Annotated in this window: 20 protein-coding genes; 13 read left to right on the top strand and 7 right to left on the bottom strand. The window is 70.3% G+C overall.

Going from position 1 to position 21,818, the window contains the following annotated elements:
* Nucleotides 1-7 precede the first annotated feature (7 nt).
* On the top strand, nucleotides 8-583 hold the full coding sequence (locus tag A3G1_RS0105540) for a hypothetical protein (RefSeq protein ID WP_211216226.1): 576 nt from the start codon (nucleotides 8-10) through the stop codon (nucleotides 581-583).
* On the opposite strand, the gene A3G1_RS41635 is transcribed toward A3G1_RS0105540, so the two are convergent.
* Both A3G1_RS41635 and A3G1_RS0105530 read right to left on the bottom strand, forming a co-directional pair.
* On the bottom strand, nucleotides 537-1,319 hold the full coding sequence (locus tag A3G1_RS41635; RefSeq protein WP_018348475.1) for a GNAT family N-acetyltransferase: 783 nt from the start codon (nucleotides 1,317-1,319) through the stop codon (nucleotides 537-539). The two genes, A3G1_RS0105540 and A3G1_RS41635, sit on opposite strands and share 47 nt — an antisense overlap.
* 66 nt (nucleotides 1,320-1,385) lie before the next feature.
* Nucleotides 1,386-1,805: an ASCH domain-containing protein gene (locus tag A3G1_RS0105530; RefSeq protein WP_018348474.1), complete on the bottom strand. Its 420-nt coding sequence runs from the start codon at nucleotides 1,803-1,805 to the stop codon at nucleotides 1,386-1,388.
* A gap of 154 nt (nucleotides 1,806-1,959) precedes the next feature.
* Between A3G1_RS0105530 and A3G1_RS0105525 the strand changes: the two genes are divergently transcribed.
* Nucleotides 1,960-2,358, top strand: coding sequence for a TOBE domain-containing protein (locus A3G1_RS0105525; protein WP_018348473.1), 399 nt, complete (start codon nucleotides 1,960-1,962; stop codon nucleotides 2,356-2,358).
* Nucleotides 2,358-3,119, top strand: coding sequence for a molybdate ABC transporter substrate-binding protein (gene modA / locus A3G1_RS0105520; protein WP_018348472.1), 762 nt, complete (start codon nucleotides 2,358-2,360; stop codon nucleotides 3,117-3,119). The genes A3G1_RS0105525 and modA overlap by 1 nt, the downstream gene beginning before the upstream one ends.
* 5 nt (nucleotides 3,120-3,124) lie before the next feature.
* Here modA and A3G1_RS0105515 read toward each other — a convergent pair whose 3' ends face one another.
* Nucleotides 3,125-3,778, bottom strand: coding sequence for an NADPH-dependent FMN reductase (locus A3G1_RS0105515; protein WP_040477667.1), 654 nt, complete (start codon nucleotides 3,776-3,778; stop codon nucleotides 3,125-3,127).
* 39 nt (nucleotides 3,779-3,817) lie between these two features.
* Here A3G1_RS0105515 and idi point away from each other — a divergent pair, with 39 nt between their 5' ends.
* From idi to A3G1_RS40350, 5 genes are all read left to right on the top strand, one after another.
* Entirely contained in the window at nucleotides 3,818-4,393 is a 576-nt protein-coding gene (gene idi / locus A3G1_RS0105510) for an isopentenyl-diphosphate Delta-isomerase (RefSeq protein ID WP_018348470.1), read from the top strand.
* A gap of 27 nt (nucleotides 4,394-4,420) precedes the next feature.
* Nucleotides 4,421-4,960, top strand: coding sequence for an NUDIX hydrolase (locus A3G1_RS0105505; protein WP_018348469.1), 540 nt, complete (start codon nucleotides 4,421-4,423; stop codon nucleotides 4,958-4,960).
* Complete coding sequence (locus A3G1_RS0105500) at nucleotides 4,957-6,126, top strand: GNAT family N-acetyltransferase (RefSeq protein ID WP_018348468.1); 1,170 nt, start codon at nucleotides 4,957-4,959, stop codon at nucleotides 6,124-6,126. Before A3G1_RS0105505 ends, A3G1_RS0105500 begins: the two co-directional genes overlap by 4 nt.
* Before the next feature lie 99 nt (nucleotides 6,127-6,225).
* Complete coding sequence (locus A3G1_RS0105495) at nucleotides 6,226-7,023, top strand: hypothetical protein (protein ID WP_040477665.1); 798 nt, start codon at nucleotides 6,226-6,228, stop codon at nucleotides 7,021-7,023.
* An 18-nt stretch (nucleotides 7,024-7,041) separates the two neighbouring features.
* Nucleotides 7,042-7,191, top strand: a complete 150-nt coding sequence (locus A3G1_RS40350) for a hypothetical protein (protein WP_018348466.1) — start codon at nucleotides 7,042-7,044, stop codon at nucleotides 7,189-7,191.
* Here the strand turns inward: A3G1_RS40350 and A3G1_RS0105485 are convergent.
* A complete protein-coding gene (locus A3G1_RS0105485; protein WP_026211839.1) occupies nucleotides 7,188-7,913 on the bottom strand; it encodes an SOS response-associated peptidase in 726 nt (241 codons plus the stop codon). The two genes, A3G1_RS40350 and A3G1_RS0105485, sit on opposite strands and share 4 nt — an antisense overlap.
* Before the next feature lie 26 nt (nucleotides 7,914-7,939).
* Nucleotides 7,940-9,115: an ABC transporter substrate-binding protein gene (locus A3G1_RS0105480; protein ID WP_018348464.1), complete on the bottom strand. Its 1,176-nt coding sequence runs from the start codon at nucleotides 9,113-9,115 to the stop codon at nucleotides 7,940-7,942.
* Between the two features lie 323 nt (nucleotides 9,116-9,438).
* Between A3G1_RS0105480 and metG the strand changes: the two genes are divergently transcribed.
* The 3 genes from metG to A3G1_RS0105465 are packed head-to-tail and all read left to right on the top strand — an operon-like array spanning nucleotide 9,439 to nucleotide 12,955.
* A complete protein-coding gene (gene metG, locus A3G1_RS0105475; protein ID WP_018348463.1) occupies nucleotides 9,439-10,890 on the top strand; it encodes a methionine--tRNA ligase in 1,452 nt (483 codons plus the stop codon).
* Between the two features lie 58 nt (nucleotides 10,891-10,948).
* Nucleotides 10,949-11,566, top strand: a complete 618-nt coding sequence (locus tag A3G1_RS33300; RefSeq protein WP_018348462.1) for a phosphatase PAP2 family protein — start codon at nucleotides 10,949-10,951, stop codon at nucleotides 11,564-11,566.
* 42 nt (nucleotides 11,567-11,608) lie between these two features.
* On the top strand, nucleotides 11,609-12,955 hold the full coding sequence (locus A3G1_RS0105465) for a serine hydrolase domain-containing protein (RefSeq protein WP_018348461.1): 1,347 nt from the start codon (nucleotides 11,609-11,611) through the stop codon (nucleotides 12,953-12,955).
* A gap of 62 nt (nucleotides 12,956-13,017) precedes the next feature.
* Here A3G1_RS0105465 and A3G1_RS0105460 read toward each other — a convergent pair whose 3' ends face one another.
* Nucleotides 13,018-13,854: a siderophore-interacting protein gene (locus A3G1_RS0105460; protein ID WP_018348460.1), complete on the bottom strand. Its 837-nt coding sequence runs from the start codon at nucleotides 13,852-13,854 to the stop codon at nucleotides 13,018-13,020.
* Nucleotides 13,855-13,919: 65 nt separating this feature from the next.
* Here A3G1_RS0105460 and A3G1_RS0105455 point away from each other — a divergent pair, with 65 nt between their 5' ends.
* On the top strand, nucleotides 13,920-14,348 hold the full coding sequence (locus A3G1_RS0105455) for a nitroreductase family deazaflavin-dependent oxidoreductase (protein WP_018348459.1): 429 nt from the start codon (nucleotides 13,920-13,922) through the stop codon (nucleotides 14,346-14,348).
* Nucleotides 14,345-15,442, top strand: coding sequence for a winged helix DNA-binding domain-containing protein (locus tag A3G1_RS0105450; RefSeq protein WP_018348458.1), 1,098 nt, complete (start codon nucleotides 14,345-14,347; stop codon nucleotides 15,440-15,442). Before A3G1_RS0105455 ends, A3G1_RS0105450 begins: the two co-directional genes overlap by 4 nt.
* Before the next feature lie 72 nt (nucleotides 15,443-15,514).
* On the opposite strand, the gene A3G1_RS33295 is transcribed toward A3G1_RS0105450, so the two are convergent.
* A complete protein-coding gene (locus A3G1_RS33295; RefSeq protein ID WP_051110435.1) occupies nucleotides 15,515-21,805 on the bottom strand; it encodes an RHS repeat domain-containing protein in 6,291 nt (2,096 codons plus the stop codon).
* Nucleotides 21,806-21,818: the final 13 nt, after the last annotated feature.

Here is a 21,818-nt window from a genome sequence, read left to right as displayed (position 1 = left end):
CGTGGGCATGACGATGATCGTGGGCTCCGCCGCAGGTACAAAGGAAGAATGTGCGCCCCGGTGGGCGCGAGTGGCAGCACACGCCGTCTCGCTGCTGGCGCTGCCCTCGTGCCTGTGGCGGCTGGGCCTGGTGTGCGGATTCCCCCTCGGGCACACGCCGGAGGGACTGGAGAACCTCGTAGGGCCGGGCCTGACCGGCCCCATCTACATGGTCACGCTGACGGTGGCGCAGGAAGGCGCGGCGCTGCTGACCCTCGGGCTCGTGTCGCGATGGGGGCAGATCGCTCCACAGTGGATGCCGTGGATCGGCGGGAGGCGGCTCAACCCGAAGCTGGTGGCCAGCGCGGCCTGGACCGGAGTGGTCATCCTCGCCGCACTGTGGACCCCGTTCGTGTTCTGGTGGGCCATCCCGCACCCGGACATGACGCCGGCCGGCCACGTGGCCGTCGGGTTCCTCTACCTGCCGCTGATCGGCTGGGCCCCGCTGCTGGCGGCAGTGACGGTCAGCTACTGCCGCCGCAGCCGCCGCGCTCAGATCAGCTCAGCGGAAGCCGGTAGCAGCGCTCCTGGCCGAACGACGTGAACCCGAGGCGCTGCAGGATCGGCGAACTCGTCGTGACCCGGCCCTGGGTGAGCGCCATCGTCGCACCGTGCTCGGCAGCGTAGGCCAGGCGGGCGGCGACCATAGCGCGGTAGACGCCCTGGCCGCGGTACGCCTCCAGCACGCCGCCACCCCAGACTCGCGCCACGCCATCGACCACCGTGAGGCCCCCGACGCCGGCCGGTTCGCCGCCGACGTAGGCGACGACAGCCCCTCCGGCTCCGGAAGCGAAGGACTCGCGGTCGGCCTCCGCCTGCCGGGCGACCTCCTCGTCGGAGGCCCTGTTCCCGCCGAAGGTCGCCGTACCCACCGTGTTGGCGTCGCGAGCGACCTCTGGCGTGGTCCGCCACCGGACTTCAAGGCCGGGAACGCCGGCAGCCTGCACGGCGGCAGGCAACGCCATCGCGAGCACGTCACACGTGTCGGCCAGCTCGGCACCGCGCGCCAGCAGCGCTTCGTCGAACCCGCTGGGCGCGCTGAGCTTCGCGTAGAAGAACGCCCCCGGCAGCCCGAACCCGGCGGCCCGCGTGACGATCTCCTCCAGCACGTCCCCGGCGGGCCGTGCGGACCGCACCCACTGCACCTGCAACGGGTCAGGGAACCGTTCGGGAAGGCGGACCAGCCGGTACTCGGCGGTCTCCACCACCTCGGCGTCGTCCGGAGCCCACACCCAGGCATCGTTGGCCGCCGCCACCGTCGCAAGATCCAGTTCACTCATCCGCCGGACGTTACCCCATCAGGCCACCGGGCGAAGCTCACCACCTGGCCGGAGCCCGGCGATCCACTAGAGAATCGTGACGAGCTTGAAGCGTTCGGCGACCATCATCGTGTCGTCGCCGATCGTGAAGCCCGGGTCCTCCAGGTAGTCGCGCATCTCCTGGCTGTGCCAGAACTTCTCGTGTACCCGCCGCCAGTCCGCCACGGTCTCGAAGCCCTCGCCCTCGTCGAGCGCGTGCTGGAGGTCGCAGTCGCCGACCCGGATCACGCGCACCTCGGTGACCTCGATGACCGCGATCCGGTTGCCGCCGGAGTCGGCCACCGCCGACCGCTGGCCCGGCTCGGGCAGCGGCTCGCCGTCCTTCTCGTACTCGGCGAGGAGCCCGCTCGTGGACGTCTTGGCTCCGGAGAGGATCGCGGCGGTCAGCTGGTCACGGATCGGGCCGGGGAACGCGAACTCGGCCAGCGGCAGGTCCTGGTAATCCATTCCGGCAACGTAGCCCACGGCTGTCCTGGTGGGACAGGCAATAACAGGTCGGTGGCGTATCGGAAAGTACGAGGGATGTGAGCAGAGAAGTCCTGTAGATGCGATGGCTCAGAGGGGTTTCAGTTCGTATCAGCGAAAGGCTAGGCTGCCTTGCGTGACGGCGTTCAGGATCGGTGAGGCAGCGGAGCTGCTTGGCGTGCACGCGGACACCGTCCGCCGGTGGATCGACGCGGGGCGGCTGGCCGCGACCCGTGACGAGCACGGGCACCGGGCCATCGCCGGGCCGGACCTGGCGGCCTTCGCCACCTCCCTGGCCAGCGAGCCAGGGGAGCACGGGCGGGTGTCCTCCGCGCGTAACCGGATCAGGGGCATCGTCACCGCGATCGTGCTCGACACGGTGATGGCCCAGGTCGACATCCAGGCCGGGCCGTACCGGATCGTCTCGCTGATGAGCAGGGAAGCCGTGGACGAGATGGGCCTGTCGGTCGGTTCCGTGGCCGAGGCCGTCATCAAGTCGACGGCCGTCGTGGTGGAAAGACCGAGGAAGGACTGATGTACGTGAAGCTCGGCCGGCTCGTCTCGGCGGCACTGGCAGGCCTGGTGCTGCTGTCTGGCTCCGCGTGCGGTAGCGGCAAAGAGGAGGGCGCGGTGACAGTGTTCGCGGCCGCCTCGCTCACCGAGTCCTTCACGAAGATCGGCAAGGACTTCGAGGCGGCGAACCCCGGCACGAAAGTCACCTTCAACTTCGCCGGCAGCTCGGCCCTGGCCACCCAGATCAACCAGGGCGCGCCCGCCGACCTGTTCGCCTCGGCGGCCCCCGCGAACATGAAGACGGTCACCGACACCGGCAACGCCGAGGACACACCGGTCACGTTCGCGAAGAACCAGCTGGTCATCGCCGTCCGCAAGGGCAACCCGAAGGGCATCACGAGCCTCGCGGACCTGGCCAGGCCGGGCCTGAAGATCGCGCTGTGCGCGGAGCAGGTGCCGTGCGGGGCCGCCGCGAAGAAGGCGCTCGACGGGGCGAAGGTCAAGGTCGCGCCCGCGACGCTCGAACAGGACGTGAAGGCGGCCCTGACTAAGGTCAAACTGGACGAGGCCGACGCGGCTCTCGTGTACCGGACCGACGCGAAAGCCGCCTCGGCCGAGGTGCAGGCCATCGAGTTCCCCGAGTCGGCGAGCGCGGTCAGCGAGTACCTGGTCGTGGTGCTGAAGAAGGCCCCGAACAAGAAGGGTGCCGAGGCCTTCCTCGCCCACGTCCGCTCGGACAAGGGCATGGCTGCGCTGACCGGGGCCGGTTTCCAGGCCCCCTGAATCAGCTAGCTCGCCTGGACCCGGTCGATGGCCGGGTCCACGTGCTCGCCCAGGAACTCGACCCAGGCGTGCTTGGCGCACGGGTAGTGCACCTCGGCCTCGACCAGGTCGAGGAACCCTGCGATCGTGTCCGAGAACCTGCGGCCCAGCTCCTCCTCAGCGAAGCCACCGTCCTCAGTGAACGCGTGGTGCGCCTGCGCGAGGCTGAACATCTCCGGATACACCCGGGCACCCAGGTGCTCCAGCGGTACCCGCAGCGACCACAGCCCGCGGTTGCCGCCGACCATCGACGGTGACGCTGACATCAGCAGCGCCGGTACCTTGGCGAAGGGCTGCGGCTTGAGCCGGGACACCCAGTCGATCAGGTTCTTCAGCACGCCGGGCATCGCCGCGTTGTACTCCGGCGAGGAGATGACGAACCCGTTGGCGGTCAGCAGCCGGTCGCGGAAGGCCAGCGCTCCGGCCGGTACGCCGTGGGCCTTCTCCGTGTCGCCGTCGTACAGCGGGACCTCGAAGTCGCGGATGTGCGCGAGGTCGGCCTCGGCTCCCTCGGCGTGGATCGCGTCGGCCGCCAGCCCGGCCAGCCGCGCGTTGAGTGAGCCCGTACGCAGGGCGGCCCCGAACACGAGCAGCCGGATTGGCCGGCGAGGTGTGGTCATCCGTACACTATATGTGTTTTTCACCCCCAGGGAGGCACAGTGAGCGGCGAACAGGTCGTGCTGGTCGACGAGACCGGCCACGCCATCGGCACCGAGGACAAACTGACCGCCCACCATGGCAGCACCCCGCTGCACCTGGCCTTCTCCTGTTACCTGGTGGACGAGGCCGGCCAGGTCCTGATCACCAGGCGTGCCCCGTCCAAGCGGACGTTCCCGGCCGTGTGGACCAACAGCTGCTGCGGGCACCCTGGTCCCGGCGAGGGCCTGGCGGCGGCCGTCGCCCGGCGCGTCCGGCAGGAACTCGGTGCCGAGCTGACCAGCCTGACCCTGGTCCTCCCGCAGTTCCGCTACCGCGCCGTCGCGGCGGACGGCACCGTCGAGAACGAGCTGTGCCCGGTGCTGCGCGGCCGGATCACCGGCGAGCTGGCCCCCGACCCGTCCGAAGTGGACGGTACGGCGTGGTGGACGTGGAGCCGCTGCCTCGACTACGCCTCGACCGGCGCGGACGCCTCCCCGTGGTTCCGGATGCAGGTCACCGAGCTGGCGAAACTCGGTGCCCCGGTGTCCTGGCCCGCCGCCGACCCCGGCAGCCTCCCGCCGGGCCTGCACATGTGAGCCGGCCATCCGTGTGAAGATCGGCGGATGAACTGGGAAGTCATCAGCAAGCGCGAGCTGTTCGCCTACAAGCACTGGCTGAAGGTGTACGCCGAGGACGTCCGGCTGCCCGACGGCCGGGTGATCGAGGGTTACCTGACGGCGGAAGCCCCGTCGTGGACGACCGTCGTCGCCCTCACCCCCGACGAGCGGGTCGTGATCCTGCGCGGATACCGGCACGGCCCGCGCTGCGTCACCTACTCGCTGCCCGGCGGGATGCTGGAGGACGGCGAGGACCCGCTGGCCGGCATCCAGCGCGAACTGCTGGAGGAGACCGGCTACGAGGCCGACGGCTGGGAGCCGATCGGCAGCTTCACCGTCGGCGCGGTGCGCGGCCTGGGCCAGGCGCACATCTACCTGGCCCGTAACGCCCGCCAGGTCACCCAGCCCGACTCGGGTGACCTGGAGGAGACCACAGTGGAACTCCATCCGCTGGGCGACCTGATGGCCGAGGTCTTCGCCGGGCAGGTGCACACGCTCAATGTCGCTGGCGTGCTGGCGATGGCTTCGGCGAAGCTCAAGCAATGACGATCCGAGAGATCACCGCTGACGAGCGGGCCACGCTGTCGTTCCCGATCCAGAAGTACGCCTTCTGGGGAGCCGACTCGCCAGCACCGGAGTTCCTGCCGCAGTACTCCGCAGAGAACCTGACCCTCGGCGCCTTCGACGGTGACCGGGCGCTGGCCTGCGCGACCCGCATCCCCATGACGCAGAACGTGCGCGATGCCGTCCTGCCGCTGGCCGGGATCGCGGGCGTCGCCTCGGCCCCGGACGCCCGGTACGGCGGCCGTGTCCGCGCCCTCGTCAACGGGCTGCACGAGGCCTCCGCCGCTGAATTCCCGGTGAGCGCGCTGTATCCGTTCCGCGCGTCCTTCTACGAGCGCTTCGGGTACGCGAGCCTGCCCGTCCACGCTACCGCCACGATCGACCCGCGATCACTGGCCCCGCTGCTGAAGGCCGACCTCGGCGGCGAGGTGACGTGGCACCCGATCGCCGAGGCTTTCGAGGAGTACCGGGCGTTCCACGCCGGGCGGCAGCAGGCCACACATGGGCACGCGATGCGTCGGCCGGTCAGCGCCGGGCACACGCGCGACCACAGCGGCTCGTGGGTGGCGCTGGCGCGGGCCGGTGGCGAGGTGGTGGGCGCGCTGCTGTACACGATCAGCGGGTACCACGGCGAGCTGCGCGGCGGGCCGCTGGTCTACCGCGATCCGCAGGCCCGGGCGCTGCTGCTCGCGTACCTCGCCCGGCACGCCGACCAGGTCCAGGAGATCCACGTCGAGGTCGCACCCGCCGACCGGCCGGAGCTGTGGCTCACCGACCTCGTGGTCACCACGGCCGCGAAGTCCACTGTGACCGACGTGTTCGCGCCGATGGCCCGGGTACTGAACATGACCGGCCTGACCGGCATCGAGGCCGGCGCAGGGGCGGTCACGGTGGAGGTGACCGGTGACGACCTGGTCGGCGGTACCTGGCGGCTGTCAGCGGACAACGGCCGCCTCGCCGTCGAGAAGGCAGCCGGGCAACCCGAAGCCGTCCTCACCTGCCACGGCGTCTCAGCCCTCGTCTACGGCTCGCAGGACCCGGCGGAACTCCCGCTCAAGGGTTACGCCGAGGCGATGAGCCCGTCAGCGGCAGCCGCACTGCGCGCACTGCTCCCGCAGCGAACCCCGTGGCTGGTGGAGCACTTCTAGGCCAGCCACACCCCGGCCTCGCCTGTCGCGTGCAGGTGAGGCCGGCCACGGGAGAGGCGCCTGGCGTGACCCGGCCGTGGCTACGATCCGGGTGTGGCGATGTTCGTGCACCTGACTTCGGCGGCCAACGCGCCGCGCATCCGGCGATCCGGGATCCGTGCCGCCGGCCACGGCCAGGCCGGCGAGCGCGGGGTGTACTGCTTCCCGGTGCTGCCCTCGTACACGCTCACCCACCAATGGCTGCGTGAACTGGCCCGCTTCGGCAGCAGGGGAGGGTTCGTGGCCGTCCACATGCGACTCGGCGACGACCAGCCCGTGCTCGCCGGGAGGTACGCCGACCGTGCCCGGCAGGCCCAGGCCACCATCACGGCAGCCGAGGCCGTACGGCGCGTCCGCGCACTGGGCGACCCGCGCGGCTGGGAGGTCTTCGTACCCCGGGCGATCCGGCCAGGCGAGATCCACCGGATCCGCCCCGTGCCACAGGTGGCCGGCTGGCGGTACTGGCCAGGCGCGCACGGCACCCGGCCCTGTACGTGCACCGGCTGCCGGGTGCGGGGAGAGTACGGCTCACGCCGCCTGCGGGAGCGGCATCCGCACGCGCTGGATGGCCCGCCACCGCCCGCCCGGACTCTCCTCGCCAGGATCGCTGCCGCCGGCGATCCGGGTGAACCGGCCGCGTTGAGGGAGGCGCTGCACTGGTTCGGAATGCGCAGGCGGGGTCCGCTCGCGGAGCTGGCCAGCCTCGCCTGCCACCCGGACCCCGGCGTGCGGGCCGATCTGGTGTGGGCGGTCGCCCGGTGGTCGACACCCGGGGTCGGTGAACTGCTGGACGGTCTCGCCACAGACGCGCATCCCGACGTCCGCGAGGCAGTGGAGGACGTCCGCGCCTCCCGGTGAACCGGCACGGACCGGTCCGTGGTGAACGGGCACGGGGACCGGATCGTCGTGAACGACACGGACAGCATCGTGGTGAACGGCCCGGACTGGATCGTCGTGAACGGCCTGGACTGGATCGTCGTGAACGGGCCGGCCTGGATGCGATGCCGAGGGTGGGGCTGGTCCTAGAACAGCGGCGGAGCGGCCTCGACCATCGGTTCCAGGAGGTGCGGGCCGTTGTTGCGGACGCTGTTGACGGCCGTCGAGACGGGGCGGGCGACAAGCTCCTCCGTCGACGGGATCAGCATTTCGCGCAGGGCGCCGGCCGGCTTCTCCTGGCCCGGGGACAGCCACGCGTCCCAGGCGTCCGGGCGGACGAGCATCGGCGTGCGGTCGTGGATGTCGCGGAGCGCGCCGGTCGACTCGGTGGTCAGGATCGTCGCGCTCCACCACCAGGCCTGCGGGTGGCCGTTCTCGTGGGCCGGGTTGCGCCACAGCTCGTACAGCGCGGCGAGAGCGAGGGGCTGGTCGTCCGGCCGGTGCAGGTAGTACGGCTGCTTGACGCCGCCGTCCTGCCTGCGCCACTCGAAGTACCCGTCGGCGGGGACGATGGCCCGGCGCGCGGCGAAGGCCCGGGAGAAGGACGGCTTCTCCGCCGCCGTCTCGATCCGGGCGTTGGTCAGCTTCGCCGCGTTGGACACGTCCTTCGCCCAGGACGGGACCAGGCCCCAGTTGAGGACGCGGAGCTGCCGCTCGGCGGGGTCACCCGGCCGTTCGAGGACGGCGTACACCTGCTTGGTGGGCGCGATGTTGTAGTCGGGGCCGAGCCGGGTGGCGAGCACCAGCCGCTCGGCGGCGAAGATCTCGGCCAGTTCCTCGGGAGCCTTGCTGTTCACGAACCGTCCGCACACCCGGCACACAGTACCGACGGGCGCGGTCAGGTCGCCAGGGACCACCCGCCATTGCGGACGGCGAACAGCGAGAGGCTGTCGGCCTGCATACCGCCGTGGTAGGCGGGCGTGAAGGCGTAGTTGCCGGCGATACCGTCGTGTGTGGACGTTTCGAGGGCGTCACGGACGGCTGGCCTGCTCGTCTTGCCGGCCTTCACGACGGCGTTCACGATGAGCTGGAAGGCGTCGTAGGCGCTCGGGGCCAGGCCGGAGAAAGTGTTGTGCTCCAGCACGTACCGCTTGCGGAAGGCCTCCTGAGCCAGCCGCGACGGCGTGTTCACCAGAGTGTTCGAGTCGAGCACCGACGGGTGCACCATGTACATCCCCTCGGCTGCCTGCCGCACGGACCCGGCGAGCAGCTGGTCGGCGCCAGCGGACGGGTCGAGGAAGACCTTGCCCTGGTAGCCGGACGCGGCGATCACGCCAACCGCGTGCCCGATGGCGGGCATCAGCGCGCCGAGGACGATCGTGTCGGGCTTGGCAGCCAGGAGCGCCTGCACCCTGGCCTGCGCGTCCGAGCCGTCCTCCGCGAGCCGCTCCACCTGGACGACCTCGAGCCCGTCGCCGGCCTTCGCCTCGATCGCCGGCTTCATGAACTGGAGGATCAGGTCGCCGTACGCGCCCTTCGTCGCGAGGATGCCGATCTTCTTCCCGCCCATCCGCTGCGCCCGGTCGGCGATCGACAGCGCGATGTCCGAGCCGTTCGGCGAGACCTTGAAGAAGTGCTTGCGCTGCTCGACCGGCTTGACCAGGGCGTCGCTGGCCGCGAGGGTCACCGTGGGCAGGCCCAGTTCCTCCGCGGGGCCCAGCAGGCCCATCGACACGGGCGTGGTGCTCGCGCCGATCATGCCGGCCGCGTTCTCCGCGGCCAGTTCCCTGGCCAGGGCGGCGGCCTTCGCCGGGTCGCCACCGTTGTCCTTCATGACCAGCTTGATCTTGTACAGCTTGCCGGCGACCACGATCCCGTTCTCGTTGGCCTGCTCCGCGGCGATCTTCAACGCGTTGGAGTGGTTGACCGCGAGCCCGGCCGCCGGGCCCGACAGCTCCAGGTTCGCGCCGATCACGATCTCGCCGGCGAAGTCCGTCGAGCCGGCGTCGCCACCGGACGAGCAGGCGGACGCGCCGGCCGTGGTGGCGGCCAGGCCGATTGTGAGGGCGAGCACTGCCGGTAACCGTCGAGCCTTCATCGGCGCATCATGACCAGCACCGGGTGACCAGGTCAAACGTTGGCCGGGCAGAAAATGCTGCTCTGATGGGTGCACGAGCAGTCATTCCTGAATACGTATTCAATGCGGCTGTTAGCCATCGTTTCCGGAATTTCTGGATCTGGGGATGTTCAGGGGCCGTGTGTTACTGTCGCGGCATGTTCCGTACCGCCTGCGCAGTGATGATGCCCCGCTGGGGCTGCTGCTGACGCGTGCGCGTGCGAGGCCCTGTATCCAGGGCCTCGATCCGGAGCCCTGGGCGTCTTCTCCCGGAGGTTCCGATGACCGGCACGATCTTCCTGACCACAACCCTCCCGTACGTCAACGCCGCCCCGCACGTCGGCTTCGCGCTGGAGGCCGTCCAGGCCGACGTACTGGCCAGGCACCATCGCCGCAGAGGCCGCGAGGTGCGGCTGCTGACCGGTACCGACGACAACTCCCTGAAGAACCTGCTGGCCGCCGAGGCGGCCGGCCTGCCGGTGCAGGAGTTCGTGGACCGCAACGCCGCGGCGTTCGAGGCGCTGCGGGAGCCGCTGAGCCTGACGTTCGACGACTTCATCCGGACCAGCACCGACCCGCGCCACCGGGCCGGTGTCGAGCGGCTGTGGCGGGACTGCGCCGCTGACATCTACCGGTCGACCTACGAGGGCCTGTACTGCGTCGGCTGCGAGCACTACCTGACCGACACCACCACCTGCCCCGACCACGAGGCCCCGCCGCAGCGGGTCGCCGAGGAGAACTGGTTCTTCCGCCTCTCCCGGTACGCGGAGCCGCTGCGGGAGGCGATCACTTCCGGCAGGCTGGTGATCGAGCCGCCCGCCAGGCGCAACGAGGTACTCGCGCTGATCGACGGCGGGTTGCGTGACTTCTCGATCTCCCGGTCGCGGGAACGCGCGCGGGGCTGGGGCATCGAGGTACCCGGCGACCCGGGTCAGGTCGTCTACGTCTGGTGGGACGCCCTCGGCAACTACGTGACCAGCCTGGGCTACGGCACCGGGGGCGCGGCCTACGAGAAGTGGTGGGGCAGCGGTGACGGGCGCCGGGTCCACCTGGCCGGCAAGGGCGTCCTCCGCTTCCACGCCGTGTACTGGCCAGCGCTCCTCCTGTCGGCCGGGCTCCCGCTGCCGACCGAGATCCTGGTCCACGACTACCTCACGGTGGACGGCCGCAAGATCAGTAAGTCGGCGGGGAACGGGGCCGAACCGGCTGACCTGGCCGCCCGGTACGGCACCGACGCGCTCCGCTGGTGGCTGCTGCGCGAGGTACCACAAACCGGCGACGCCGACTTCACCGTCGAACGGCTGGTCGCGAGGGCGAACGAGGACCTGGCAGGCGGCGCGGGCAACCTGGTCAGCCGGGTCGTGACGCTCCTCGGGAAGCTGGGCGGAGCCGTGCCCGGCGGCGAGCCGCTGCCCGTGTGCGCCGGCGTGCCGTCGGCAGTGGACAGCGCGCTGGCCGGGTTCGACTTCCGCCGCGCGGCGGCCGGGGTGTGGACGATCGTGGAAGAGGCCAACCGGTACCTGGAGCAGACCCGGCCGTGGGAGCTGCTGCGCGACGGGGACACCGGCGCGGCCGGAATCCTGGGCCGGCTGCTGGCCACCTGCCGCGTCCTCGGCCGCGAACTCGAACCCTTCGTGCCGGACCTCGCGGCGAAGATCAGCCACCAGTGCACCCCGGCCGGCGGCACCCTCCCGCCGCTCCGCCCGGTGTACCCGCGCCTGGCGGTCGAATAGGGCCGGAGTCCGTACCTTCTGTCCCGTTAGGGTGCTGCCGGGGCTAGCCTGTTAGGCGATGACGCGGATCATGCTGACCCTGGCCACGGCCCTGCTCCTGCCCGGTACCGCCACGTGGGACGCCCGGGTGTCGTCCTGGCTGGCCGGCAACCGGTCGGACTGGCTGACCGCCGCGATGCAGGCCGTCACCGTACTCGGCAGCGGCTGGGTCGCGTTTCCGCTGCTCCTGGGCTGCGCCGCGTGGCTCGGACCCCGGGCGGCCCGGGCCGGGCGCTGGCGGGACGCCGTCGTGCTCGGTGCGGTGGCCGGCGGTACGGCGCTCGTGGTGCAGATCCTCAAAGCGCTGCTCGCCCGGCCACGGCCAGACGTGGCCGACGCGCTGACGACAGCCGTCGGGTACGCCTTCCCGTCCGGGCACGCCACGCAGGCTGCTGTCGTCTACGGGCTCATCGCCTGGCTCGCCGTACGCCGCTGGCCGGCCAGGCGCCTGCCGATCTGGCTGGGCGCCGCCGCACTCGCCGGGCTGATCGGCTTCTCCCGCCTCTACCTGGGCGTGCACTGGCTGTCGGACGTGCTCGCCGGGTACCTGCTGGCGGGGTTCGTGCTGGTGCTGGCGCAGGCCAGTACCAGGAAAAGAAGGGTGTCACCGGGGCAGACGCCCGCACCCATGTCCTGAAAGGATCCTCCGGAGGCGCGCGAGCGCTGAGGGAGGGGCGCCATGAGTGACCTGGAGGCACGGATCGCCGACGCGGTCCGGGACGGCGACATTCCCGGAGCGGCGATCGCCTACCTGGCCGGCGGTGAGATCACGGAGGCCGCGGCCGGCGTGCTGAACCGGGACACCGGTCTCGCGGTGACCACGGACAGCCTGTTCCAGATCGGCTCGGTCACCAAGCTGTGGACAGCCACCCTGGCCCACCAGCTCGTGGACGAGGGGCTGCTGGACCTCGACACCCCGGTCCGGGCCTACCTCCCTGACCTCCGGCTGGCCGACGAGGACGCCGCCGCGGCGCTCACCCCGCGTGACCTGCTGCGGCACACGACCGGCTTCGCCGGAGACGTGTTCGACGACCTCGGGCGGGGCGACGACGCAGTCGGGCGCCTGGTGGCGGCACTCGCCGGCGCCACCTCGATCGCCGGACGCGGCGAGCTGTTCTCCTACTGCAACTCCGGATACGTCGTCCTGGGCCACCTGATCGCGACACTGCGGGGCATGCCGTGGGAAGCGGCCCTCCGGAAACACCTGATCGAGCCGCTGGGACTCGGGCCGGTGGCGCTGTTCGCGGAGGAGGCCATCCTGCGCCGGACGGCAGCGGGCCACCTCATCAGGGAGGGCGGCCAGGAAGTGACGCCGGTCTGGCAGCTGCCGCGCTCCCTCGCGCCCGCCGGGTCCTCGCTGTGCACCACGCCCCGCGTGCTGCTGGAGTTCGCCCGGCTGTTCCTGGAGGGCGGCCGGCCCGGAATCCTGTCCCCGGCGGCGGCCGGGCGCGGCTGGGAGCGGCAGGTGCCGGTACCGGGCGTGGCAGGCCGCGGAGTCCAGCACTGGGGGCTCGGCTGGATGCTGTTCGACTGGGGCGGGACGATGGCAGCCGGGCACGACGGCAACACGCCAGGGCAGACGGCGTTCTTCCGGGTCGTCCCGGAGGCCGGGTTCGCCATCGCGGCCGTGGTCAACGGCGGCAACGCGTTCCGGGTGTTCGACGGGCTGCTGCTCCCGCTGATCAGCGAGCTCACCGGCATCGAGATACCCGCAGGGGTGGCCCCGCCCGCCGATCCGCGGCCGGTGAGCCCCGAGCCGTACGCGGGCGAGTATGTCGACACGCTGGTCACGCACCACGTCACCCCGGAGGGTGGCGGGCTGCTGGTCACGACCGTGCCGGGCGAGACGGCCCAGGCGTTCGGCATGACCGGGACGTCAGCCCGGTACGTCCACCTGGCGGGTAACACGTTTGTCCAGGCTGAGGCGGTGGACGGCAAGTACTCCACGGCCACTTTCGTCATGCCGGACGGTGGTCCGGCCAGTCACATGCACTCCGGGCTGCGCGCGGTGCCGCGGGCACGGTGACCGGGTGGCGACGCGGGCGCGGGCACCGGGGATGTCCGGTGCCCGTGACGGCGGAGCGGTGGTCAGGCAGCCTGCTTGGCGGCCTCGTCGGGGTCGCGGTTGTAGTCCTGCTTCGTGGCCTGCCAGGCGTCCTCGTCGGCCCCGCGCCGCCAGTAACCGGAGATCGACAGGTTCGCCCGGTCGACGCCCTTGTCGAAGCGCAGGAAGCGGCGCAGGTCCCGGACGAAGTTGGCCTCGCCGTGCACGAACGCCTGCACCTGGCCCTCGGGGAAGTCGAGCGCGCGGACCGCCTCCAGCAGCGCCTCACCGATCGGGCGCTCGCCACGGTGCAGCCAGAAGATCTCGATCCCGCCGCCGGACAGTAGCTTCTGCTCGTCCTCCGGGCCGGCCACCTCGGCGAAGACCAGGGCGCGTGCCCCTGCGGGCATGCCCTCCAGTGCGGCGCCGATCGCCGGGAGCGCGCTCTCGTCGCCGGCGAGCAGGTGCCATGCGGCGTCCGGGCTCGGGGCGTAGCCGCCGCCGGGGCCCATGAACATCAGCTCGTCGCCGGGCCGGGCGGCAGCGGCCCACGGGCCGGCGATGCCCTCGTCGCCGTGGTGCACGAAGTCGATCACGAGCTCGCGGGTGACCTGGTCCCAGGACCGCACGGTGTAGGTCCGGATCCGGGGCCAGAGCTCCCGGCCCATCGTCGCGCGGACCTCCGCGATGTCGAACGGCTGCGGATAGTCCACGCCGGGCAGCGGGAAGACCAGCTTGACGTAGTGGTCGGTGTACTCGCCGGCCGAGAAGTCGCCGAGCGTACCCCCGCCGAGCGTCACCCGGATCATGTGCGGGGTAAGCCGCTCGGTGTGCAGCACAGTGGCGCGGTGCACGGTTACCTTCTTCTTGCCGTCGCTCATGTTGCTTAGGCTACCCTAAACTTTGCTGCCGCAATCCCCGCCACCCGGTCGGTATCGTGACGTGCATGACGGAAGACGTGGTGGACAACACCGAAGGCTGGATCGCCAGGCACATCCAGCGGTACGTCGACAGCGACGGGGCCGACGGGCACCTGTACCAGGGGATGCCCACCCTGCTCCTCACCACCAGGGGCCGCCGGAGCGGGAAACTCCGCCGGACACCGCTGATCTACGGGGAGCACCAGGGGCGGTACCTGATCGTCGCCTCCAACGGGGGAGACCCGAAGCACCCCGGCTGGTACCACAACCTGACCGAGCAGCCCGAGGTACACCTCCAGGTCGGGCCGGAGAAGTTCACGGCGGTGGCCAGCACGGCGAGCGAGGCCGCCAAGCAGGAGCTGTGGCCGATCATGACGAAGATCTTCCCGACCTACGACCGGTACCAGGCTGTCGCCGGCCGGCCGATCCCGGTCGTGATCCTGGAACGAGCGTGAGCGCCCCGGGCCAGCGTGCGCTGAACCGGGCCACGCTGGCCCGGCAGCTCCTCCTCGAACGCGCCGGGGTGAGCCCGCTCGACGCGGTCGGCCGGCTGGCGGGGTTGCAGGCGCAGACACCGCACACCTGGTACACCGGGCTGTGGTCGCGGCTGGCAGACTTCGACCCGCGCGAGGTCTCCGGGCTGCTCACCGGCAGGGAAGTCGTGCGGATCGCGCTGATGCGCAGCACCATCCACCTCGTCACCGCCCAGGACGCGCTGGACTGGCGGCCACTGGTCCAGCCGGTGATCGACCGCAGCACGCGCGGGGCGTTCGGCAAGGAATGGGCCGGGCTGGACGAGGCGGCCGTGGTCGCCTCCGCCCGCACGATCTTCGACACGGAACCTCTGACCTTCGCCGAAGCCGGGCGGCGCCTCGCCGAACAGTGGCCGGGGCGTGACCCCGCGGCGCTCGCCCAGCTCGCGCGGGCCGGGCTGGCCCTGGTCCAGACCCCGCCCCGGGGTGTGTGGGGCGCTTCCGGCCTGGCGAGACACACCACAGTGGAGGCCTGGCTCGGCGAGCCGGTCACGACCCTGCCATCGATGGAAAAGCTGATCATCCGGTACCTGGCGGCGTTCGGCCCCGCCACCGTCCGCGACATGCAGGTCTGGTCCGGCCTGACGAAACTGGCCGAGGTCGTGGCCGGGATGAGGCTGGCCGATCTCGGCGGCGGCTACTACGACCTGCTGGACGCGCCCCGGCCCGCCCCGGACACGCCGGCCCCGGTCCGCTACCTGTACGACTTCGACAACGTCCTGCGGTCCCACCACGACCGCAGCCGCGTGGTGTCCCCGGAGTACGCGGCCCGCCGCGATGAGCTCATGAAGACCAACATCGAACCGGGAACGATCCTGGTCGACGGGTCTGTCGCAGCACTGTGGACGGTACGCCGTGAGAAGGGCCGCAGGGGCTCGGCGACCCTCGGCATTGAACCCCTCCGCAAGCTGACCGGCAGGGAACGCGACGAGGTAGAGACGGAGGGCGCGTCGCTGCTCCGGTTCGCAGCTCCGGAAGCGGCCGGTCATGAGATCCGGTACCAGCCGGCCCGCTGAGCCTGCAGTGCTGTAGATGGGGCTGGCCTGGGACACCGGAGTGCGGTGATCCCAGGCCAGCCTGCATTGTTACTACTTGAGACCTATGTAGCCGTCCGCAGTGATGTCGGTGTCAGGCACCTCGTTCGCCGGAACGACGTTGATGCCCTGGCCGACCCGGTATCTGGCTGTGCCATACACCGTGCCGATGTGCTTGTTCCCGATGTAGATCATCGCGACGAAATCCACCTCGTTGTAGACGGGGTAGCCGTATGCCGCATGGTTGTAGGGGATGTTGGTCGCGCCGACGTTGCTGGATGTGCTCTCCTCGCGGGAATGGCTCTCCGCTCTGCTCTTGTTCGTCTCCGTCGTTTCTTCCGCGGTGTAGGTCCCGCCGATGCCGAGTTCCGCGCCGATAGAGGCTGAGTCGGTGGTGGAGAAACCCTCACCCCAGCTGAACTCCAGCGCTGTGCCCTTGGTCACCGTCTTGGCGGCCTCGAAGTACCTGTTCTGGCCGGACGGGTCCTCGAAGTTGAAGCCCGGCTCGCCGATTCGCAGAGACTTGTCCGGGATGCCGCGGTAGGTCGACTGGCTGACGACCCGCCACTCAGGCTCTGCGGACATCCAGCACAGGTCGCGGCCTTCGTTCACGCACTTCTGGCCGTCCATGTAGGCCCGCCGCTGCGCTTCGAACAACGCGATGAGCCGCTGGTTCTCCGCTTTGCACGCCGCGTCGCACTTCCTCCTCGGCGGCGGGTTCTTCGGGTCGGGCGCCGGTGGCGGTGTCCACTTGCCCTGGGTGCCGGGCGCGCAGTTCGTCTCGTCGATCAGCACGCAGGTGCCGGCCGGGTCGGACGTCGTGACCGGGTTGTGGTTGGCGTAGCCGTAGCCGGTCAGCGACTGTGGATCGTCCTTGCTGATCATCGGGTCGACGCTAAGAAACTTGCCCGTGGCCGGGTCGTACTCCCGTGCGCCCAGGTGCACCAGGCCGTTGGCGTCGTTCGTGCCACCGACGAATCCCTGCGTGTTGGCCCAGCCAGCTATCCCGCCGCGCGTGGCGCCGAACGGGGTCTGCCTGCGGATCGCGGCGGACTGGCTGGCCGCGTTCAGCGCCACGCCGGCTGTGCCCTGGTGATCGCTTGTCAACCAGGTGAGACCCGCGCCGTTGCGGCTGGCGAGCTGGCGGCCAGCCAGGCCGAAGTACCGGGTGGTGGTCTTCGCACCGGTAGCGGTGGTGTACCGGATCTCCTGGCTGGGCAGGTAGAGCGTCTTGCCCGCCGGGTCGCGCCGGATCAGCCGGTTGCCGTCGGCGTCGTGCACGTAGCTCGACGTGCCGGTGGCGTCAGTGCTCGTTTCCGCCCGGCCCGACGCGTCCCAGGTGAACGTCTGGCTGCCGGTCGCCGGACCTGAGGCGGGACACGTGTTCTGCGGGGCCAGTGGCCTGCACAGCACGTTGCCCGCCTCGTCGTACCGGTAGGTGCTCACCAGGCCGCCGGTCGTGCCGGTCACGCCGTGTGCCCGGGGTGAGCCGGCCGCCGGGTAGGTGTACCCGATCGTCCTGGCCGTTCCACCCGTGGTGATCGGATGCTCGGTCTGCTGGGTGCGGTTTCCGGCGCTGTCGACCTCCCAGCTGGTCCGGTAGGGGGCCGGGCCGCCGAGCGTCACCGACGGCTGCCCGCAGACGCCGCCCGACGGGGTCCACGCCTCGCGCAGCCTGCGCAGGGCGTCGTACCGGAAGCACTGCGTGTCTCCGGACGCCTGGTCACCGGCCCGGGTGATGTTTCCGGCGTTGTCGTAGGCGTAACTCACGTCGGACACCACGTTCGGGGCCGCTGCCTCGCGGCTCGTCCTGATGCCTATCGTGCGTCCCGTGACGACGTCACGGTTGAGGGTGATCCACGCCCGGGAACCGGTCTGCGAGTACCGGCCGGTGTAGAGGGTGAATTGGCTGACCTCGCCCACGGCGTCGTAGCTGGTGTTCTCCACCAGGCTCGACTGTGTGGTGCCGAGGACGGAGTCCAGGCCGTACGGCAGGCCCAGGACAGGGTCGTACAGCACGGTCGTGGTTTCCCCGGCCAGGTCGCCGGCACCAGGGAAGCTCGCCCGGTACGGGCTGCCGTCCGGCTTGTACGTGGTCTGGGAGGTGTAGGTGCCATCCAGGCCGGTCTCTCCGCCGGGGATGCTGACTGTCGCCCCGGTCGGCAGGTAGTTCGCTGTGTAACCAAGCACGGAACTCTTGTAGGGTTCCGTGCCGTTGTTCAGCCACCGGGTCGACGAAGCCAGGTAGCCCTTGGCCGGCGTCGATGTGCCGTCGAAGACCGCGGTGTCATAGGCCCAGCTCGCCTGGAGGTTCGCCGGAGCCACGTCCCCCTTGTACTGGGCGAGCTTGCGGCCCAGCTCGTCGTACTGCGTGACCAGCGTGATGTTGCGGGCATCGGTAGCGCTGACGATCTGGCCGGCTTTGTCGTAATTCAGTGTCGTCGTGCCCGAGTCAGGGTCCTGGGTCGTCCTGACCAGGCCCGACAGGTAGTAGGTGTAGTCCCAGTGGTTTCCGGCGTTGTCCGTGATCCGCTGGAGCTGGTTCTTGCGGTTGAACGTGTAGCTCGTCGTGACCTGGCTGGCCGCGTCGGGCTCTCCGTACTGGCGGATCGCCGTCGTGTTGCCCCGGGCATCGGTGAACTTCGAGGCGCGGACCCCACCGGCCGGCGGTGTCACGTCGGCACGGTCACCCCAGGTCACGGTGCTGGTGCGCCACCGCTCGCCATTGTTGTACGGGTCGAACACCACAGCGTTCACCCGGCCGGCGCCGTCGTAGAGCGTGAAGCTCTGGTCAGGAACGTCGTGCCGGTCGGCTGGGGTCACGAGTGTGGTGCCCGGCCCGCCACGGCTGTCGTGGTAGGAGCCGTAGACCAGCTTCTCGCGGCCAGCGCTGTCGTAGAAGGTGTCGGTGACGACCCGGCCGCCCGAGGGTGAGGACTTCTGGGTCTGGCGGCCGCGGAGCAGGCCGTCCATAAGCGCGTAACTGGTGTTGTAGCCACCAGCGGCGTTGAGCTGGGCGGTGGTGACCACGACAGGCCCGTCCTGCCGGACCAGGTAGGTGTAGGTCTGGTTCGCCGTGTCGGTGCCCTTGATCCTGCCAGGCAGCCAGACGCCGGTGAGCCTGCCGAGCCCGTCGTGCTGGAGCTCGACTCTCTTGCCGTTGGTGTCAGTAATGGTGACCGGATTGCCGAACGCTGGGTCCTGCACCGTGGTGGTGGTGAAGCTGGCCGGGGCCGGCTTGGTGACCACGTTCTGCGTGACCGGGCCTCCGGTGGCCGGCGTGAACGCCGTCTTCGTCGTGCGGTTGAGGGCGTCGGTGGTCTCGACCACCCGGCCATGGCTGTCGTATTTGGTTTTCACGACCGCCTGGTCCGTCGGGTTACCAGCCGTCCAGGCCGTGGCCGTGGCCATCTGGGTCGGCAGGCCCTTCGAGGGCATGGCCCCGTAGGGCTTGCTGTCGAACGAGGTCCGCACGTTGGAAAGGACGTCGTCCTCGGTGAGTGTGGCCGGCGTGGTCGCAGAGGTGCACTTCAGTGCGTACTTGGTGACCTCCTTGGCCGTGGTCATCACCCACCCGGAGGTGTTGCGGAGATAGGTCGTGACCGTGCACTGGTCATCGGCAGGGGTCGCGTCGTCGCCGAAGTCGTCGGCCCGCTCCGGCATGCCCTGCGCATCGAAGGCGGTGTGCGTCGAGGTCGTCCGCCACCACGGGGCGTGGTCGAGAGCGACCCGGGCGTGCGTGTGCTCCGTCCCCGTCCGGCGCGCTTCGACCGTCACGCCATTGAGAGCACGCGAAGCCGTTGCCGCGCCGGACCGCCAGGGCTTGGTGACGTTGCTGGAGATCTCCGCTCCCGTCTGCCCGTTGTAGACGGTAGTGGAGCGGGTGGTACCGGCGAAGTCGTTCTCGTCGGTGACAGCTTCGGCGTCGATGCCAGCGTCGGCGGTGTTCTGGTTGCCGTTCATGTCGACCGCAGGCATCGTGACGCTACGGGTTCCCGAGGGCAGCTTGTCGCCGTGCATTCCCCGGAAGTAGGTGGTGACCGTCCTGGTCGGCTGGTCACCAGCGGAGACGTCGCCCTTGCTCGTGGTCACCTGGCCGTAGCCGCGCCAGACCGACCAGGTCTTGTTCTCGTCCTTCGTCAGGCCATCCTCGTCGGTGTAGTGCCAGGCGCCCTCGTCGGCCGGGTAGGCGTACGTGGTCAGCACAGTCGGGCTGCCGAACGGCGCGGTGCCGCCGGTGTTGTCCTTCTCCCGGACCTCGGTGACGACGTACTTGTGGAAGAACTCCAGCTTTGCCTCCGGCGCGCCCTCCGGCATCCACCGCACCGGGTAGCACCGGTACTTGTTGAGGTGCAGGGCACTGGTGCTCGGCATCTTCGAGCCCTTGACGCAGTCCTCGGCGGAGTACGTGACTGTGGTGACGGAGCCCGTCTCCGACTTGATCTCGTTCAGCCGGAACCAGTTCATCGGGGCCAGGCCGTCCACTGCCACCGCGTCGACCCGGTTGGCCTTCTGCACCCAGCCGAACTCGATGTCGGGGACGGTCGTGGTCCCGCCAGCGTGCGAGAGTTTCGCCAGCCACAACGGGGCCCGCGTGGTGTCACCCGGGTCGGGGTAGGTGTGCGTGAGGGTCCAGGTCTCGACCGGCCGGTACCCACTGCCGTCCCTGACCTTCGTCGTGACCTGCTTCAGCCGCTTCGTGGTCCAGAACGTCGGCGACACGTCGTCGCACGTCGAACCGAGGCACTCCTGGTCCCAAGGCGTGTCGGTCCAGTGGGCGGCGTCGTGGGTGCCGCAGCCGCTCAGGCAGCGGTCGTCCACTGTGAAGTCCACGCTCATCGGAGCCGGCGTGGACAGCACGGAGTCGACGGCGGTCGCCTGCGACGGGTCGGCGATCAGGTCCTTGCTGGACCGGGTGCCGTAGTCGATCCGGGTCAGCCAGCCATCCCGTACGTACGGGACGGGGCTGTCGTTCTTCATGTTCTTGGCGTACTTGTTCGTCGCCTTCTCATACCAGAACGACATGGTGTTGCCGTGCACGTCGATCACGTAGTCGAGGTTCCACCGCCACGCCTGGTCGCACGCCGAGGCCGCGAACGTGGCGGCCTTGCAGGGCTCGCCGCTGTGGTTGCCGAACACGGGTTCCGTGAACGCCGACTTGGTCTCGGCGTTGCCGGAAGCCCAGCCGGGCAGCCGGTTCCGGCCGAACCAGTACTGCGTGCCGTTCGTGGTGGTCACCACCCACCACTCGCCGTCGTTGTCGCCGTTGGACGCACCGGTCCGGCGCTCGACACGGGAACCGTCGTCGTTGCGCAGGTGCCAGAACCCGTCGGTGGCGTTGTAGATCAGCTCGCCCGAGTGCCCGTCCAGGGACAACGTGGCGTTGTCGGTCGCCCAGCAGAAGTCAGACGTCTTCTCGCTGTTGTTCCCGCCGGACATGTCGTCGAGGCAGGTCTTGTACCTGCGCTCGATGTAGCCGCCCGGCGCGAACTCGAAACCGGTGCCCGCCCAGCCTGGCTGGTTGTTCTCCGCCGCCGTCTGGCCGTCGACCGACTGGGAGGAGTAGCTCAGCGACAGGTTCGGGGCGGGGCCGCCGGTGGCTGGCGGAACGCGCATCGGGTACGACCAGGAGAAGCCGCCGGCGTTCCCGCCTGCCGACCAGGTCGACGAGGCCTGGAGCTTCGTCGCGGTGTAGTCGCCGCTGCCACCGGCCGGTGCGGCCTCGGTGGCGACGAGGGAGCCCGCCGGGACCGTCGCCGTGACCGAGCGCGCCGAGGCGTTGTTCTTCGACGTCAGCGGCGTGCTGGAGCAGCCGGCCGCCGACGGGGTGGTCAGCGCGCACTCGGGCAGGGTGACCAGGCGCAGCCGGGAGGACCAGTCCGCGCCGTACGCGGAGGCGAAGGCCGAGTAGTCGACCGTCACCTCCGCCGCGGCCGGGCCGCGCTTGCCGTCGGCGCGGTCGACCCGGGCCAGGACACCGTCCACGCCGGACGCCTTGGCGGTGTCGCGGCCGAAGACGGTGACCTTCATCTTGCCGGCGCTGCCCCGGGTACCGATCGACACCGGGGTGCCGGGTGCCTGTGCCCGGGGTGCCGCTGCGGCTCCGGCGGCCTGCGGGGTGGCGAGGTCGACCTCCGTGGTGGTCGCCGCGGGCCAGACCGGGGCGGCCGGGCGGCGCTTCTCGGCTTCGAGCCGGGCGGCCTGGCCGGGGAGCTCGCTCTTTCCTGGTACGAGATCACGGGTTTTGACGGCCGGGACCTTGGCTGGCTGGCCGGGACGGAAGGGTTTGTCCTTCGCTGCCAGTGCTGGGGCCTGGAAGATGCCCAGGCCCAGCACTGGGACCATTGCCAGCACCGCT

It is taken from the genome of Longispora albida DSM 44784, assembly GCF_000379825.1.
Lineage (GTDB): Bacteria > Actinomycetota > Actinomycetes > Mycobacteriales > Micromonosporaceae > Longispora > Longispora albida.
This window is presented reverse-complemented; position numbering and strand designations above follow the sequence as displayed.

Excerpts from the sequence above, each read along its gene's own strand:
- A3G1_RS33300 (WP_018348462.1), top strand. The coding sequence starts at position 10,949 with ATGACGCGGATCATGCTGACCCTGGCCACGGCCCTGCTCCTGCCCGGT.
- A3G1_RS0105460 (WP_018348460.1), bottom strand. The coding sequence starts at position 13,854 with ATGAGCGACGGCAAGAAGAAGGTAACCGTGCACCGCGCCACTGTGCTG.
- A3G1_RS0105515 (WP_040477667.1), bottom strand. The coding sequence starts at position 3,778 with ATGACCACACCTCGCCGGCCAATCCGGCTGCTCGTGTTCGGGGCCGCC.
- A3G1_RS0105455 (WP_018348459.1), top strand. The coding sequence starts at position 13,920 with ATGACGGAAGACGTGGTGGACAACACCGAAGGCTGGATCGCCAGGCAC.
- A3G1_RS0105465 (WP_018348461.1), top strand. The coding sequence starts at position 11,609 with ATGAGTGACCTGGAGGCACGGATCGCCGACGCGGTCCGGGACGGCGAC.
- modA (WP_018348472.1), top strand. The coding sequence starts at position 2,358 with ATGTACGTGAAGCTCGGCCGGCTCGTCTCGGCGGCACTGGCAGGCCTG.
- A3G1_RS0105530 (WP_018348474.1), bottom strand. The coding sequence starts at position 1,805 with ATGGATTACCAGGACCTGCCGCTGGCCGAGTTCGCGTTCCCCGGCCCG.
- metG (WP_018348463.1), top strand. The coding sequence starts at position 9,439 with ATGACCGGCACGATCTTCCTGACCACAACCCTCCCGTACGTCAACGCC.
- A3G1_RS33295 (WP_051110435.1), bottom strand. The coding sequence starts at position 21,805 with ATGGTCCCAGTGCTGGGCCTGGGCATCTTCCAGGCCCCAGCACTGGCA.
- A3G1_RS41635 (WP_018348475.1), bottom strand. The coding sequence starts at position 1,319 with ATGAGTGAACTGGATCTTGCGACGGTGGCGGCGGCCAACGATGCCTGG.
- A3G1_RS0105505 (WP_018348469.1), top strand. The coding sequence starts at position 4,421 with ATGAACTGGGAAGTCATCAGCAAGCGCGAGCTGTTCGCCTACAAGCAC.
- A3G1_RS0105500 (WP_018348468.1), top strand. The coding sequence starts at position 4,957 with ATGACGATCCGAGAGATCACCGCTGACGAGCGGGCCACGCTGTCGTTC.
- A3G1_RS0105495 (WP_040477665.1), top strand. The coding sequence starts at position 6,226 with ATGTTCGTGCACCTGACTTCGGCGGCCAACGCGCCGCGCATCCGGCGA.
- A3G1_RS0105540 (WP_211216226.1), top strand. The coding sequence starts at position 8 with ATGACGATGATCGTGGGCTCCGCCGCAGGTACAAAGGAAGAATGTGCG.